General features: G+C 44.1%; 16 protein-coding genes. 10 read left to right on the top strand and 6 right to left on the bottom strand.

Annotated elements, in window-relative coordinates; all coding sequences use genetic code 11:
- Positions 1 to 59 precede the first annotated feature (59 nt).
- The 6 genes from DFP75_RS13280 to DFP75_RS13255 all read left to right on the top strand — a co-directional run bounded on the left by DFP75_RS13280 (position 60) and on the right by DFP75_RS13255 (position 6,926).
- A complete protein-coding gene (locus DFP75_RS13280) occupies positions 60 to 1,652 on the top strand; it encodes an ABC transporter substrate-binding protein (RefSeq protein WP_110576453.1) in 1,593 nt (530 codons plus the stop codon).
- A gap of 115 nt (positions 1,653 to 1,767) precedes the next feature.
- A complete protein-coding gene (locus DFP75_RS13275) occupies positions 1,768 to 2,778 on the top strand; it encodes an ABC transporter permease subunit (RefSeq protein ID WP_110576451.1) in 1,011 nt (336 codons plus the stop codon).
- Between the two features lie 10 nt (positions 2,779 to 2,788).
- The gene (gene dppC, locus DFP75_RS13270) at positions 2,789 to 3,703 is read left to right on the top strand and encodes a dipeptide ABC transporter permease DppC (protein WP_110576449.1); all 915 of its coding nucleotides are present in this window, start codon (positions 2,789 to 2,791) and stop codon (positions 3,701 to 3,703) included.
- A gap of 11 nt (positions 3,704 to 3,714) precedes the next feature.
- The gene (dppD, locus tag DFP75_RS13265; protein WP_110576447.1) at positions 3,715 to 4,683 is read left to right on the top strand and encodes a dipeptide ABC transporter ATP-binding protein; all 969 of its coding nucleotides are present in this window, start codon (positions 3,715 to 3,717) and stop codon (positions 4,681 to 4,683) included.
- Positions 4,680 to 5,708: a peptide ABC transporter ATP-binding protein gene (locus tag DFP75_RS13260; RefSeq protein WP_110576445.1), complete on the top strand. Its 1,029-nt coding sequence runs from the start codon at positions 4,680 to 4,682 to the stop codon at positions 5,706 to 5,708. The genes dppD and DFP75_RS13260 overlap by 4 nt, the downstream gene beginning before the upstream one ends.
- Positions 5,709 to 5,969: 261 nt before the next feature.
- Complete coding sequence (locus tag DFP75_RS13255) at positions 5,970 to 6,926, top strand: AraC family transcriptional regulator (protein ID WP_110576443.1); 957 nt, start codon at positions 5,970 to 5,972, stop codon at positions 6,924 to 6,926.
- A 68-nt stretch (positions 6,927 to 6,994) separates the two neighbouring features.
- On the opposite strand, the gene DFP75_RS13250 is transcribed toward DFP75_RS13255, so the two are convergent.
- On the bottom strand, positions 6,995 to 8,059 hold the full coding sequence (locus DFP75_RS13250) for a hypothetical protein (RefSeq protein WP_110576441.1): 1,065 nt from the start codon (positions 8,057 to 8,059) through the stop codon (positions 6,995 to 6,997).
- A 259-nt stretch (positions 8,060 to 8,318) separates the two neighbouring features.
- Between DFP75_RS13250 and DFP75_RS13245 the strand changes: the two genes are divergently transcribed.
- Together DFP75_RS13245 and DFP75_RS13240 are read left to right on the top strand one after the other, a co-directional pair.
- Positions 8,319 to 8,591, top strand: coding sequence for a type II toxin-antitoxin system Phd/YefM family antitoxin (locus DFP75_RS13245; protein ID WP_110576439.1), 273 nt, complete (start codon positions 8,319 to 8,321; stop codon positions 8,589 to 8,591).
- Positions 8,572 to 8,844 carry a Txe/YoeB family addiction module toxin gene (locus tag DFP75_RS13240; protein WP_110576437.1) on the top strand — a complete coding sequence of 91 codons (273 nt, stop codon included), beginning with the start codon at positions 8,572 to 8,574 and terminating at the stop codon, positions 8,842 to 8,844. The genes DFP75_RS13245 and DFP75_RS13240 overlap by 20 nt, the downstream gene beginning before the upstream one ends.
- Here the strand turns inward: DFP75_RS13240 and DFP75_RS13235 are convergent.
- Together DFP75_RS13235 and DFP75_RS13230 are read right to left on the bottom strand one after the other, a co-directional pair.
- Complete coding sequence (locus tag DFP75_RS13235; protein WP_245927057.1) at positions 8,841 to 9,179, bottom strand: antibiotic biosynthesis monooxygenase; 339 nt, start codon at positions 9,177 to 9,179, stop codon at positions 8,841 to 8,843. The genes DFP75_RS13240 and DFP75_RS13235 overlap by 4 nt on opposite strands.
- A gap of 25 nt (positions 9,180 to 9,204) precedes the next feature.
- On the bottom strand, positions 9,205 to 9,663 hold the full coding sequence (locus DFP75_RS13230; protein ID WP_110576435.1) for a YehS family protein: 459 nt from the start codon (positions 9,661 to 9,663) through the stop codon (positions 9,205 to 9,207).
- Between the two features lie 240 nt (positions 9,664 to 9,903).
- On the opposite strand from DFP75_RS13230, the gene DFP75_RS13225 reads away from it, so the two are divergent.
- Together DFP75_RS13225 and DFP75_RS13220 are read left to right on the top strand one after the other, a co-directional pair.
- Positions 9,904 to 10,521, top strand: coding sequence for a LysE family translocator (locus DFP75_RS13225; RefSeq protein WP_110576433.1), 618 nt, complete (start codon positions 9,904 to 9,906; stop codon positions 10,519 to 10,521).
- Positions 10,522 to 10,685: 164 nt separating this feature from the next.
- Complete coding sequence (locus DFP75_RS13220; protein ID WP_110576431.1) at positions 10,686 to 11,819, top strand: acyltransferase family protein; 1,134 nt, start codon at positions 10,686 to 10,688, stop codon at positions 11,817 to 11,819.
- Between the two features lie 81 nt (positions 11,820 to 11,900).
- Here the strand turns inward: DFP75_RS13220 and DFP75_RS13215 are convergent, their stop codons facing one another.
- The 3 genes from DFP75_RS13215 to DFP75_RS13205 all read right to left on the bottom strand — a co-directional run bounded on the left by DFP75_RS13215 (position 11,901) and on the right by DFP75_RS13205 (position 15,257).
- Complete coding sequence (locus tag DFP75_RS13215) at positions 11,901 to 12,962, bottom strand: class I SAM-dependent methyltransferase (RefSeq protein ID WP_110576429.1); 1,062 nt, start codon at positions 12,960 to 12,962, stop codon at positions 11,901 to 11,903.
- Positions 12,952 to 13,560 (bottom strand): gamma-glutamylcyclotransferase family protein, encoded by a 609-nt coding sequence (locus DFP75_RS13210; RefSeq protein WP_110576427.1) that lies wholly within the window; start codon positions 13,558 to 13,560, stop codon positions 12,952 to 12,954. Before DFP75_RS13210 ends, DFP75_RS13215 begins: the two co-directional genes overlap by 11 nt.
- 170 nt (positions 13,561 to 13,730) lie before the next feature.
- A complete protein-coding gene (locus DFP75_RS13205) occupies positions 13,731 to 15,257 on the bottom strand; it encodes a DHA2 family efflux MFS transporter permease subunit (protein ID WP_110576425.1) in 1,527 nt (508 codons plus the stop codon).
- Positions 15,258 to 15,260: the final 3 nt, after the last annotated feature.

Below are 15,260 nucleotides of genomic sequence, written 5' to 3'. Positions count from 1 at the left end.
CCTTGATTCGACTTCCCACGTGTTCAACACGAATATAATTATGCTAATGGAGAGTTACAATGAAAAAAGGGTTAGCAAAACTGACGCTTGCACTCATGGCCGCTGGAGCAATTGGCACATCTGCTCACGCTGCATCCACACTAGTTTATTGCTCAGAAGGTAGCCCAGAGGGCTTTAACCCAGCATTCTATACTGCTGGTACAACTTTTGATGCGACATCAAAAAACATGTTCAACCGTTTAGTCGAATTCAAACTTGGAACGACTGAAACAGAGCCTGGCTTAGCAACAAGCTATGATGTATCAAGCGATGGCCTTGAATACACTTTCCATTTGCGTAAAGGCGTGAAGTTCCACTCTTCAAAAGACTTCAAGCCAACACGTGACTTCAACGCTGACGATGTGATCTTCACTTTCGATCGTCAAGGCAACAAAGAAAATCCTTACCACACAGTATCTGGTGGCTCTTACGAGTACTTCACTGGCATGGGTATGGACACGCTAATCAAGAAAATCGAAAAGATTGACGACTACACGGTGAAGTTCGTTTTGACTAAACCTGAAGCGCCATTCATTGCTAACCTAGCAATGGACTTTGCGTCTATCTTTTCTAAAGAACAAGCCGACGCTTATATGAAAGCGGGCACGCCTGAGAAGTTGGATATCGATCCAGTTGGCACAGGTCCGTTCCAAAAAGTTCAGTACCAAAAAGACTCTTTGATTCGCTACACTGCATTTAAAGATTACTGGAAAGGCAAAGCAAAAATCGACCGTCTTGTTTTCTCTATCACGCCAGACGCATCTGTTCGTTACGCGAAATTGAAAGCCGGTGAATGTGATGTTATGCCGTACCCGAACCCAGCTGACCTTAAGCAGATGGAAGCGGATCCAAACATCAACCTAATGAGCCAAGAAGGCTTGAACGTTGGTTATTTGGCATTTAACACGCAGAAAAAACCCTTCACTGATGTTCGTGTTCGCCAAGCGCTAAGCTTAGCAACAGACAAGAGCGCGATCATTGATGCCGTGTTCCAAGGCGCAGGTAAAGCCGCGAAAAACCCAATTCCACCGACTATGTGGTCTTACAACAAAAACGTTGTAGATTATGCATACGATCCAGTAAAAGCGAAAAAATTGCTTGCTGAAGCGGGTTATCCAGACGGTTTCTCAACGAATATTTGGGCAATGCCAGTACAACGTCCATACAACCCAAATGCGCGTCGTATGGCTGAAATCATGCAAGAAGACTGGTCAAAAATCGGCGTAAAAGCGGAAATTGTTTCCTACGAATGGGGTGAATACCTAAACCGTTCTAAGAAAGGTGAACACGATACCGTATTGCTAGGTTGGACTGGTGATAATGGTGACCCAGATAACTTCCTATATGTATTGCTAGGTTGTGATGCTGTTGGCGGCTCTAACCGTGCACAATGGTGTAACGAAGAGTTCAACAACTTGCTTCTAAAAGCAAAACAAACTTCTGATAAAGCGGAACGTACGAAAGACTACGAAGAAGCTCAGGTTGTTTTCAAACGTGAAGCGCCTTGGATCACTATCGCGCACTCAGTGGTTTATGAGCCAATCCGTAAAGAAGTAAAAGGTTACAAAATTGATCCACTTGGTGGTCACTACTTCTACAACGTTAGTAAATAGAAGTAAGTCCTTACTCGGACGATGACAAAGAGTTTACTCACTGGGACGTGGGTAAACTCTTTGCTGACCGAGCGATTTGCTCGATCACATAATATCTCAAGAGAGCCTGTCCTTTATGTTCCAATTTATTTTCCGTCGTCTAAGCCTCGTCATTCCGACCTTTATCGGGATTACCTTGCTGACCTTTACCCTTATTCGCCTTATTCCCGGTGACCCAATCGAGGTCATGGCTGGTGAGCGCGGTGTGAGCGCAGAACGTCACGCCGAGCTAAGTGCTCAACTTGGCTTTGATCAGCCGCTATATGTGCAGTACTTCCATTACGTCACTGGCGTTTTACAGGGGGACTTAGGCAACTCCCTCATTACCAGAGAACCGGTAATGAAAGAATTTCTTACGCTTTTCCCAGCTACCATAGAATTGGCTGTTTGTGCGGCTATTTTCGCTATTTTAATCGGTTTGCCTGCGGGTATTTTTGCTGCGGTAAAACGAGGAACTGTGATTGACCATTCGGTGATGACTTTCTCTCTGACTGGTTATTCCATGCCCATATTCTGGTGGGCACTGCTACTGATGTTGGTATTTTCCGTTAATCTGGGTTGGACACCCGTCTCTGGACGGATAGACGTGGTGTACTGGATAGACGACGTTACCGGCTTCATGCTGATTGACTCATTATTATCGGGTGAGGAAGGCGCGTTTTCTTCTGCGGTATCTCATCTTATTTTGCCAAGCATCGTACTCGGCACGATTCCTATGGCAGTGATCGCCCGTATGACACGCTCTTCTATGTTGGAAGTATTAAGCGAAGATTACATTCGTACCGCTCGTGCAAAAGGCATTGCCCCTTGGCGTGTCATTGTCATTCATGCGCTTCGCAACGCCTTGATTCCTGTTATTACCGTGATCGGTTTACAGGTAGGGATTCTGTTGTCCGGTGCCATTTTGACCGAGACAGTCTTTGCTTGGCCAGGCATTGGTAAATGGTTGATCGAGTCCATCGGACGCCGTGATTACCCCGTTGTACAAGGCGGCATTTTGATTGTTGCCTGTATCATCATTGTCGTGAATCTCTTGGTAGATATCACTTACGGCATTGTTAACCCACGAATTCGACATAGCCGATAAGGAGGCGTTTATGACTACATCTACAAAAACGTCCACGACAGACGCGCCATTGACTGCACCAGTACCTATGACGCCAATGCAAGAGTTTTGGCATTATTTCAGCAGCAACAAAGGCGCTGTAGCTGGCTTAGTCGTGATTGCGATTATTTGCTTCATGGCCGTCTTTGCTAATTTTGTTGCACCGCACTCACCGTCTGACCAATACCGCGATGCGCTGTTATTACCACCAGCTTGGTTAGAAGGCGGTAACTGGTCTTTTGTTCTAGGTACCGACGATGTAGGCCGAGATATATTATCTCGATTGATTTATGGTTCACGCCTTTCTATTGCTGTCGGCATAGTCGCAGTTACTGCGTCTTTGGTAATGGGTATTTTGCTGGGTCTGATTGCTGGTTATTTTAAAGGTGTAATCGATACGGCAATCATGCGTATTGTCGACATCATGTTGGCGATGCCAAGCTTGTTGTTGGCCATTGCGATCGTCGCCATCTTAGGGCCAAGCATTGTGAATGCAGCTTTAGCCATTTCCATTGTTTCGCTACCGCATTATGTTCGTTTGACTCGTGCGGCAACCATGGCAGAAATGTCACGAGATTATGTAACGTCTTCTCGCGTAATCGGTGCTAGCCCACTGCGTTTGATGTTTATTTGTATCTTGCCAAACTGCTTAGCGCCTTTGATCGTGCAAGCAACATTAGGCTTCTCCAGCGCCATCCTAGATATGGCGGCCTTAGGCTTTCTTGGCCTTGGCGCACAACCACCAACTCCTGAATGGGGTTCTATGTTGGCCGATGCGTTGCAGTTTGTTCAGCGCGCTTGGTGGGTGGTTACTTTCCCAGGTTTGATGATTTTGATCACAGTACTGGCGTTTAACCTCATGGGCGATGGCTTGCGTGATGCCCTTGATCCCAAGTTGAAACAGTAAGAGAGGTTGTTATGTCACTGTTACAGTTGGAAAATTTAAGCGTTACCTTCGGCAATTTTCGCGCCGTTGATAACATCAGTTACAAGGTCGAAGAAGGGGAAGTTCTCGGCATCGTTGGGGAATCTGGCTCAGGCAAGAGTGTGAGTTCATTGTCCATCATGGGCTTGATCGATTTCCCAGGTAAAGTGAGCGCAGACCAATTAACCTTCGATGGTCAAGATCTGCAAGCTATGCCAGAAAAGCAACGTCGTAAGCTAACAGGCTCAGACATTGCGATGATCTTCCAAGATCCAATGACCAGCCTTAACCCATGTTTCACCGTGGGCTATCAGATCATGGAAGCGTTAAAAACGCACCAAGGCGGCAGTAAGAAAGAACTGCGAACCCGTGCGATTGAGTTGCTAACACAGGTCGGTATTCCAGCACCGGAATCGCGTTTGGACAATTACCCTCATCAGCTTTCAGGTGGCATGAGCCAGCGTGTGATGATTGCCATGTCTATTGCCTGTGATCCGCGTCTATTGATCGCTGACGAGCCAACAACCGCTCTAGACGTGACCATTCAAGCGCAGATCATTGATCTATTGATTGAGTTACAACGCAAAAAACAAATGGGCTTGGTGCTAATCACTCACGATTTGGCTCTCGTGGCCGAAGTGGCTCATCGCGTTATCGTTATGTACGCGGGTCAAATTGTCGAATCAGGTCCAGCGTCAGAAGTCTTCAGCACCCCAAGACACCCTTATACTCAGGCGTTACTGGCTTCTTTGCCAGAATCGGCTTCCGGTAAAGCTCGCCTTGAAGCGTTACCGGGTGTGGTTCCAGGCCAATATGATCGTCCGCTGGGTTGCTTGCTCAGCCCTCGCTGTCCTTATGCGACAGATCATTGCCGTCAGGTTGAACCTGCAAACCAAGGGGATCTTGATCGTCAAGTAAAATGCCATACGCCATTGGACCGCGAAGGGAGACCAGCCGCATGAACCAATCCGATAGCCAGTTAATCTTAAAGGCTGAAAACCTAAAACAGCATTACCACGTCAAACAAGGTTTGTTTAAACCTGACGCTGTCGTTAAAGCGGTTGATGGCATTAGTTTCAACCTTGAAAAAGGCAAAACCCTTGCGGTAGTAGGCGAATCTGGTTGTGGTAAATCCACTCTTGGCCGCATGCTGACCATGATTGAAACCCCGACAGGTGGTAGCTTGGCTCACCTAGGTGAAGACTTACTAACCTTGAGTGCAGACGCGCAAGCGAAGCTACGCCAGAAGATCCAGATCATCTTCCAGAACCCTTATGGCTCGCTGAATCCACGTAAGAAGATAGGTGCAATTCTGGAAGAGCCTTTGGTCATTAACACCAAGCTTTCCAAAGAAGAACGCAAAGAAAAAGCGCTCTCTATCATGGCGAAGGTCGGTTTAAAAACCGAACATTACGACCGTTACCCGCACATGTTTTCGGGTGGACAACGTCAGCGTATCGCCATCGCACGTGGCTTGATGCTCGACCCAAATGTCATTGTCGCTGACGAACCTGTGTCAGCGCTGGATGTATCGGTTCAAGCGCAAGTATTGAACTTGATGATGGATTTGCAGGAAGAGTTTGGCTTGAGCTATGTGTTCATCTCCCACGATTTGTCAGTGGTGGAACACATTGCCGACGACGTGATGGTGATGTACTTAGGTAAGGTGGTTGAACAAGGTACTCGCGAACAGCTGTTCGAGAACCCGAAACACCCTTATACCTTAGCATTACTGTCTAGTACGCCGCAGCTTTCACCAGATAAACGTCGCGTACGTATTAAGCTACAAGGCGAACTGCCTTCACCGCTTAATCCGCCTTCAGGTTGTGCTTTTCACGGACGTTGTAGCTATGCCAACGACCGCTGTAAAAGCGAAACGCCATTGCTACGATTAGATGATCAAGCGGAGCAAGAGCAAGGCCACATGATTGCTTGTCATGCTGTGGAAGAAAAGCGTATTGAAGCGATTAAGGTGGGTGCAGCGTAATCGAACCCGTCTAAGATATATGAGCTTTAAAGACGCCCGAAAGGGCGTTTTTTTATATCTGAAATCTTTATATTCCTGATTATCAAAATAAAGAATTAATAAATTTATACTGTTTACTATACCAATAATTTATGAAGTCAGCACAAAATTGGATGACTAAGTCAAACCACCAAGTATTACACTGGATCAATGCAGTAGAACAGATTCATTGTTTTACCTAGATTGCAGACTTATAAAAATAATTAATGCATTGGTGTAAATATGAAGTTTGATTTTTCTATCTACGACCTTCATGTCGCAGAAGCTTCTTCGCAAACGCTAACAAACATTTTACGAGATAAGAAGTTTGGTGAGTATTATTTCATTCAAAGCTCTCCCCTTCAGAAACTTGCAAAGTTAACGTTTAAGGAGTTCGGACCACTTTCTATTTTAGAGTACGAAGCTGGCAACAGCACAAATATTCGCGCATCTAACGTTTCAAATGCTTATTTTCTACATATCATTCTCGCCGGTCAAAGCATCGGTAAGTCTAATAACGAGGTACGTACACTGCGGGCTGGTGACTCTATTTTAGTCATGCCAGGCACTCGATTTGAATCCAATAACTCTAAAAACTGCCGAAAGTTAATTGTTAAAATTCCAACCGATTTTTTACACCAGACCGCACGAAAGTTCGGCTATGTGACAACAAAAGAACCAATCCAATTTGAACATAATGCCAACGTATTCCCAATGACGGGGCCTTTATTCAACCTACTTAATGACATGCTACAGCAGGACAAGCGCATTCTTTGCGATCGTGCATTGATCTACTACTGCCGACTATTCAATAGTGCAATTCTAACCATGTTCAAGAGCAACTTTATCCAGCCTCGATCTACTTTGTCGCTACACCGTCATGTAGAACGCGTGCGTAATTATGTGCTAGACAATATTACAGCAGACATAACAATCGATGAATTGGCCAAGGTATGCCAAATTAGCCGAAAATCCTTGTATAACCTCTTTGAAAGAGAAGCAGGACTAACGCCGTCCGCTTACATACGCCGCCTAAAGTTAGAAAGTATTCATTCCGAATTAAAGAACAATGAACGCGTTAGAAATGTGACACAAGTCGCGTTGGAGTATGGTTTTACGAATTTGGGAAGGTTCTCAGCTCAATACCGAGAACAAATTGGGGAATTGCCTTCTCAAACGCTAAGACATTTTACTCATTAACCTAGAGCTAAAAAAAACAGACTAGGCAAAAGGGTAAGACCCAGTCTGTTCTTGCTAGTGCTCTTGTATTAGAACTTGTACATCGCCATTATTTCTACTTGCTGTCCAGCAGGGCGCGTTACAATGCTACCGCTCGCTGCACCATTAGTCGCGGCACTTTGATCTCGTAGCTCGACACCAATATCAAGCCCTGGAAGGTAAGTGTAAATCATGTTCGCTGTGGTAATGGTCAGCGTGTCATCAGCCAAGCTTGAAGCATCTGTCGACACTTGACCATAACGTAGATTCGCTCGTAACTTATCATTCACTTTATGACCAATACCCGCGGAAAAGCCAGTGATTGTTAACAGGTCACCATTGCTATCTAATTCGGCTGAGCCAGCTGTTCCAGCGGCTCCGTTGTATCCCCAACCGGCATATATTGCAGCACCCGTACCAGAAAAGCCGCTTACAGATACGCTTGTATCACCAAATTTCAACTTTGCAGCCAAAGACAACGCTGCACCAAATTTTGACTCACTATCGTTTGTATCGGACGGTGTTGTGTCGACGTCTCGACCAGTAAGCGTCACGTTATAAGCATGGCCTTCTGCGGTTCTATGAGTATATCCGGCAATCAAATCTGGAAGATTTGCATGACTATAAAGAGGATCCTGTGCTGTTAATCGCAAACCACCCTTTGCATAATGCGCTACAAGGTCAGGCCTTACTACCGCTCCGTTCCCTGAAACCGTACCAATACCCGTTCCATAGAAGTTAATCATTTCAGTATCAAAAGGTGCATTGGCATAAAACTGCCCAGTCCAAGTCTGACCTACCGTTAAATGATCAACCGTCAATGTTGCATGACGTAAACGAAATACTGAAGAAGCGCCTCTGAAGTCACCTTCAATAAAGCCTTTCAGTTTATGGTCGCCTTCTTGGCGGCTAGTGGTAAAGTTCAAGCGTGACTGGCTAGCACTACTTTCAAACGTGCTACGGCTCTCATCGGGATTGTTGAAAACACCCTCAGCTTTAATATAACCACCTACACTAAATTGAGTACCGTTAAAATCACCCAATTCAAGCGCAAAACCTTGAGAAGATAAGCCTGCAATAATGACCGCTTGTGCGACTTTATTTTTCATCAACATATGGATACCACCCTGTTCATTCACAGTTATATTTATAATTAGAGGGTCAATATCGCAAAACAATGCGTATCCAGATATCCATATAGTGCAATCTTTGTACACTGGGAGTAGTAACATTAAAAAGAAGCAACTTAACTAGGTAGGCCGGTTTTTAAGGTTACAATTTCGAAGCACTCTCTTTCCGATTCAATTTCAGAGTTCATATTTTAATCAATTTGATATATTATTGTACGGAATTACCGTACTTAATGGTGGAACCATGGACTCTATTAGCGTAAACAAATTCAGAGACAATTTAAAAAGTGTTGTCGAAAATGTCATTAATCAGCATGAGCCAGTAAAAGTCACTCGTCGTTCAGGTGAAGATTTTGTAGTGATAAGCGCAGAGGACTGGGAACGTGAACAAGAGAGCTTGTATGTACTACAAAACAAAGGTTTGACTCAGCAAATTAGTGAATCAATTGAGACTCATGCCCAAGGAAAGGGTCGCCAAGCAACAGATGGAGAGCTTAATGAGATCCTTGGTCTTTGAAGGTAATACATGGCATGCGTATGAAAAAATGCGCGAACAGGATAAGAAACTACACAAATCTCTATGCAAACTCTTAAAAGAGATGCTCAGATTTAATGATCCCAGCTCTGGGCTAGGCAAACCAGAAGCGCTAAAGCATAACCTGTCTGGATTATGGTCAAAGCGTATCTCTCAGAAAGACCGACTCATCTATCGCTTCGATGACAAATCGATCTATATCTTCGCCATTGGTGGGCATTATGATCAGGGTTAAACCCATTGATTCTCTATCACATCGTAATGACGGACAAAGGTATCCGGATCTAACTCATATTCAGCATCTTCAGGATAAAGTTTGGCAACGTCAATATCCTGACCAGCAAACGCAATAATTGACTCACGAGTCGGCCAATATGTAATTAAAGTCACTTCGAAGGTTAACTCATCCACTTCTCGCCCAAAAATTTGCGCGCCTTTAAAGCCTTCTGTAGCCGATGTATCTTTCACACCCGTTTCATATAAGTAGGCAATGAAACCGTCTTTTTTAGACATTGGGCAACGGGCTTTCCATTCTCTTGCGATCATCGTCATGAATCCAATTTTTGCCATATTTATCTTTGTGTTAAAAACTGCTTCAAGCCCTAAATTGCTTTTGCAATCCCATTAAGAAATTACGCAAGATTTGGTCTTTGCATTCACAGTAGTGGCGGTTATCTGGTTTACGAAAGAAAGAACTTAGCTCATGTTTGCTAAGGTTGAATTCCGCTAGCGACATAATATCGAGGATTTCCTCTGCCTGCAGGTTCAAAGCAATACGTAATTTCATGAATACCGCGTTGTTGGTCAAACGCTTCTCAGGCACGGGTTGTGGGCCTTCTCGTTTGCCACGTTTAGTATTAATAAAGCCGTTCAAAAACGTCGCCATTTCGACATCAACCATTTCCACATAGCCAGCATCGTCTTCTTTCTTTAACCAGCTAGTCACTTGCTCTTGTGATGCCATGCCATCCGCTGCAGCAAAGATATCTACTATCTCTAGCTCCTTTAGGTCAAAAGTGTAGCGAAGGCGGCGTAAAATATCGTTATTGTTCAAAATGATTTCCTAGTGTTAGGGGTGCGAATATGACTAAGGCGTGACTCTAGCAGAAGTCGTGAGATATACCTATCGATGTCACTAGATCTGCAAAGATATCAGCAATTTTATACAGGTATCTGTCTTCTATTTTCGTTACCTTAGGTGGACATCAAGCAAATTACGGCATAAATTTTAAGGTCGTTTTTGATGTAACAACAGCCCACCAAACTCACGACTCTTATTAAAAGGATATTAGTTATGGTTAGTATGGAGTTTTTACTTACGTCTTTAATTTTAGTACTTATTCCTGGTACTGGTGTTATTTACACCATTTCTACTGGGATTTTTCTGGGTGTTCGTGCCTCATTCGCGGCAGCACTTGGTTGTACCTTGGGTATATTACCTTCGATGCTGGCCAGTATTTTTGGTCTTGCTGTAATTCTTCATACCAGCGCTTTGGCTTTTCAGGTGATTAAGTTTATCGGCGTTGCTTACTTATTGTATCTCGCTTGGAGTATCTGGAAGGACAGCGGAGAAATGCAACTAGAGAATAAACAAGAGCTGAAAGTAAACTTGCTACAAGTTGCTTTGAAAGGCTGTTTAATCAATGTCTTAAACCCAAAACTAACCATCTTCTTCTTAGCATTCTTGCCTCAATTTATTTCTTCTAGTGTGGGCTCAGTAACCAGCCAGATGCTACTTCTTGGTGGTATTTTTATGGCCATGACATTCTTTATTTTTATTCTGTACGGAATGCTCGCGAGTAAAGTCCGCCAATACCTAATCGGCTCTTCAAAAATCACCAAATACTTACAACAGACCTTTGCAGCAAGCTTCGCGCTTTTAGGCGTAAAGCTCGCACTTACCGACCGCTAGACTACACAGAGGATTTCACCTCGATCTACCGATAAAATCGTAATAATTTCGTCGAAAATGCATGTTTAACGTAAAATTTTAGATTCTGCCTGCTGGCTATATTGATTAGTAATGGAACTGGCGACTTAATAGCTTATATTTCTCAATTTCATGGATGTAAGCCAGTGAACATTACCCAAAAACCTACACTGATGGATATCGAGGTTTCCAAGAAGCCTTCGGTTGATGAATCAAGTCCAGTCAAAGCAAAAAAATCGACTCGGATCATTGAATTTGATTATCTGCGCGGATTGGCCATTGTGCTCATTGTAATGGGGCATTCTGTGACCAATACCAATGACGGTTTCCCTGTCTGGTTAGAAAATTTAATACGTGGTGGCACAGGCGTCTTTGTATTTATTTCGGGGTTTTTCTTTCACCATATTTTCGCCCAACGCTTTGATTATAAAAACTTTATGTCAAAGAAAGTGAAGAATGTGTTGGTGCCATTCCTGTCTGTTTCAGCGTTTGCTCTTGTAGCCAATTTCTTCGTTTTTCTGTTCGTAGATCACGCAAATGTGATGGAAGCTTTATCAATGTGTTGGGAGCTCATACAGCAAGGTTTTGTGCTGTTTCCCCATTGGTACATCCCTTTTATTATGGTGACTTTTCTTTGCTCTGGGCTGCATTTTCGTTATTTAAAATTGCCCTTATTCACTCAGTTGTCTATCTTGGCATTATTTTCACTCACTGCCGTCGTTATTCATCGACCAGATGGCAACATCAATGTGCTGCAGTCTGTTGTGTATTTTACCCCTTTCTATTTAGTGGGCATGCTTTACTCGCAATATTTAGATTGGATGAAAAAACACTATCGCTACTTTTTGATCGCTGCGATTATCGCTGTGGTCACAACAGTTTGGTTGCAAACTAGTGTGTTATTCCATGCCGGTGGCTATCACAAACCAGCATTTGAATGGGCAGGCATCGATTTACAATTTATTCAAAAAATGGGCCTGTGCGTGTTATTTGTTGGATTTTGCTCGCATCTTGTCTGGCCAGCACTTGGCAAGCATTTAATAATGCTCGCCTCTATTAGCTTTGCGATTTTCTTTTTGCACCCCTTGCTCAGTATGATCTGGGGTAATACCAAATACATATTACTCAATGCTGGGTATATCGAGCCCAACACCACTCTGGCTTATAGCCTAATTTCATCCGTGTGTTTATTCGTTTTTCAGTTCTATGGATCGGTGTGGTTGATAGGAAAGCTGAAACGCTTATTTGGCTCAAAAAGCCGATTATTGATTGGCGCTTAATGAATGAACGCAACCTTCTAAACACAAAAAAACGCCCATTTTCACAAATGGGCGTTTTTTGTTGTGCAAAAGCCTATAACGTTATTTTTTCTTTGGTTGGCGGCCATGGTAAATAGCAAAGCCTTTGTCTCGATACAGACGAGTATGAGACCCCAGCGCCGCATCTAAAATTGGCGGGTAACGCAAGAAATCGTTGGCAACCACAAATAATTCACCATTTAAGGTAAGGTGCTGCTTAACCGTCATAAAGAAGCTTTCCGCTATGCTGTAGTCGGTATTGACCCCCGTATGAAACGGCGGATTTGTCACAACATAGTTAAAGCGGCCTTTTACTTCACTCAAGCCATTTGAAGCGATCAAAGTCACTGCGTCGCTGATTTGGTTAGCAGCAAAAGTCAGTTCGGTCGCTTTCAAGGCTAATACACTGTCATCTAGAGCGGTAATGCGTGCGCCTGTTTTGTTATGCAACCAAAGTGAAATGATGCCATCACCACAGCCGAAGTCGAGTATACGCGCACTGGCGACATCGCTCATGAAACGATGTTCATTTAATTGGTTCAACAAAATCCCCGTGCCTTTATCAAGCTTGCCATGGCCAAAAACGCCCGGCAAACTGCACAAAGTTAACGTTTGTCCTGCGACGTCTTGTTGCCAAGTCACAATCCAATCTTCGAATACAAATGGCTTCGCAGGGCGACGCTTGTAGCCGGTGTAAAGCAAACAATGTTTGGCCCCGTCAACCTTACCTACTTCATCTAAACCAGCCTCTAAACGCTTCATAGAGGATTTCACGCCACTCTTATTGTCGCCCACCAGCCAAATCTGACCACCCTCTTTTAGTACAGGCAAAACCGCTGCAATCAGGTAATCAAGCAACTCTTTGGCTTTTGGCTGATAAATCACGACATGATCAAAATCACTGCCATTTTCCAATGCCCATTGAGCAGACAGGAATAACTTTTCCTCTACAAAGCCGACTCGCAACAGAGCATCGTAAAAAGTTTTAGATTGGCACCAAGCAGATACATCCGCCTTTCTGCTCAGTTCCAATGGGTAAGTGTCTTCAGGGTTAGCAAATAAAATCTTGCCAACCAATTCTTCTTCGTTGCGCGCCAGTAATTGGCTCGTCGAGTTAAGATTCATAAGTTACAGATAGCTCTTTAATAGAAAGGGTGGTTACAGGTGCGAGTAAATTATTTAAGCGCTCTGTAGGAAGATCGGGTTGTACTCTTGGGTAACGTGGCGCTTGTCGGTCATTTAGCAAAGGCGACGTCCAACCTTGAGTTAAGACTAAAAAGTCCTGTGTAAACGCATCACCATGCTCCAAACAGCCAGACAGAATAACATCCAGATAGCTCAAAGCAATTGGGCATTCCTGATGCGGTTCTACCACATCATGGGTGTGATAAACCCAATAAGTGCCCGCTGGAAGTGGCTCATCTTGGTAGGTGGTAAGTTGCTCAGCATCAATCTGTGCTCGCTGATAACCTCGTTCACGTTCATCGAACAAGGGAAATTGATCAAAAGGCACTTCAACCAAAACCCCATTGCAGGCTTTTTCTGGAGCATGAACAACAGCCACTGAACTCATTCCGTAATCGACAGACATCACTGACCAATGGCGTTCAAAACCATGAAGTTTCACTGGCCATACGTTACCAGTTTCTCCTGTTTTTGCGCGGCTTTCTCCATTGATTAGGCTGCCATAGCCCAAAATAAAATGTCGATCTAATGAGCTCATATTCACCTCCATACAGAACCAGTTATCGCATGATAACGTGTGCCTCTAGACAGTGCTAGCTTATGTCCAAATTGATCAATATGACGCCATACTAAAAGGCGCTAGTGAGAATAAAAAAGCCCTGAAAAATCAGGGCTATTTAGGTGCGATCTAGAGTTGTTGCTGTCTATTTAAGCGGGTGACTTTTTCGCAGGGCTTTTCAGTAGAAAAACCAAAGGTACTGCCGCAACGGTTACCCACATCATTAAACGAAAATCTTGCAAGTACGCCAGCGTCGTCGCCTGAACGGTCACAACTTGATTTAACGCCGCCAAGCCCGCTGTCGTGGCAGTATTATATGCCCCACTTTCTTGAGCCATTTGCAGCCCAAGGTTAAATGGGTTGATATAGTCTGCAAATGCCGCATGGTTAATTTGCGAACGTTGCGCTAAATAGGTTGTTACCACCGAGATGCCAATGCTGCTACCAATGTTACGCAACAAGCTAAACATAGCCGTACCTTCATTTCGGTATTTAGGATTTAATGTGGCAAAGCTAATGGTGGATAACGGCACAAAAATAAAGCCTAAACCAACCCCCTGAACCATACCTGTACGTATGATGTCCCATGCGGTGATTTCTGTCGTAAACAGGGTCATTTCCCACATAGACAAGGTGATCAGAGCCAAACCTAAGGTGATGAAATAACGTGCATCCACTTTGTTTGCTAAACGCCCGACAATTATCATCGCCCCCATAGTACCAAAGCCACGCGGTGCTAAAATGGCCCCTATGTCGACCACAGGGTAGCCCATCAAAGAACTCATAAAGGGCGGCAATAATGCCATTGATGACAATAGGATTACCCCAACGATAAAGATAAACACCATGCCAACACTGAAGTTTCGATCATGGAACATCTTAGGGTCAATAAACGGATGATCATGGGTAAAAATATGCACCAAAAACATATAACCACAAACAACAGCCAGCATACCCTCTATGATCACTTCTAGGCTTTCAAACCAGCTTTGAGATTCCCCTCTATCAAGCATCATCTGCAAACTGCCGATGGCAATGCCAAGTAACACAAAACCATAAAGGTCAAAGCTGCGTTTTTTATCCAAAGGAGACTCTTCTAAGAAGCCAGCCAACCCCAGCCATGCAACGATGCCGAACGGCACATTGATATAAAACACCCAGCGCCAACTGTAATATTCCGTCAGAAGACCGCCAAGGTACGGGCCTAATATTGGCCCAACCATAACACCGACACCCCACATAGCCATTGCTGAGCCGTGCTTCTCTTTAGGATAAGTATCCAGTAATACGGATTGTGACAAAGGCACTAAGCTTGCCCCAAAGACCCCTTGTAACAACCGAAAGAAGACGATTTGATCTAAAGATTGTGCTGCACCACATAAGATTGAAGCCACGGTAAAGCCAACCACAGACCACATAAACAATCGCTTACGACCAATCTTGGCAGACACAATACCTGTCAGAGGCATACAAATCGCAGCCGCAACAATGTAAGACGTTAAAACCCAAGAAATCTGATCTTGAGTCGTTCCCATTGCCCCTTTCATGTTCGGCAATGCAACGTTAGCAATCGTGGTGTCTAACGCTTGCATGATGGTTGCCAGCATGACGGATATCGTAATCATGATACGAGTTGTGCCAGCGTCTCTAGGTTGTACGCTTTGTGTTGCCGCCATAAC

Origin of the sequence: Marinomonas alcarazii, assembly GCF_003208215.1 — a bacterium.
GTDB classification, from domain to species: Bacteria; Pseudomonadota; Gammaproteobacteria; order Pseudomonadales; family Marinomonadaceae; genus Marinomonas; species Marinomonas alcarazii.
This window is presented reverse-complemented; position numbering and strand designations above follow the sequence as displayed.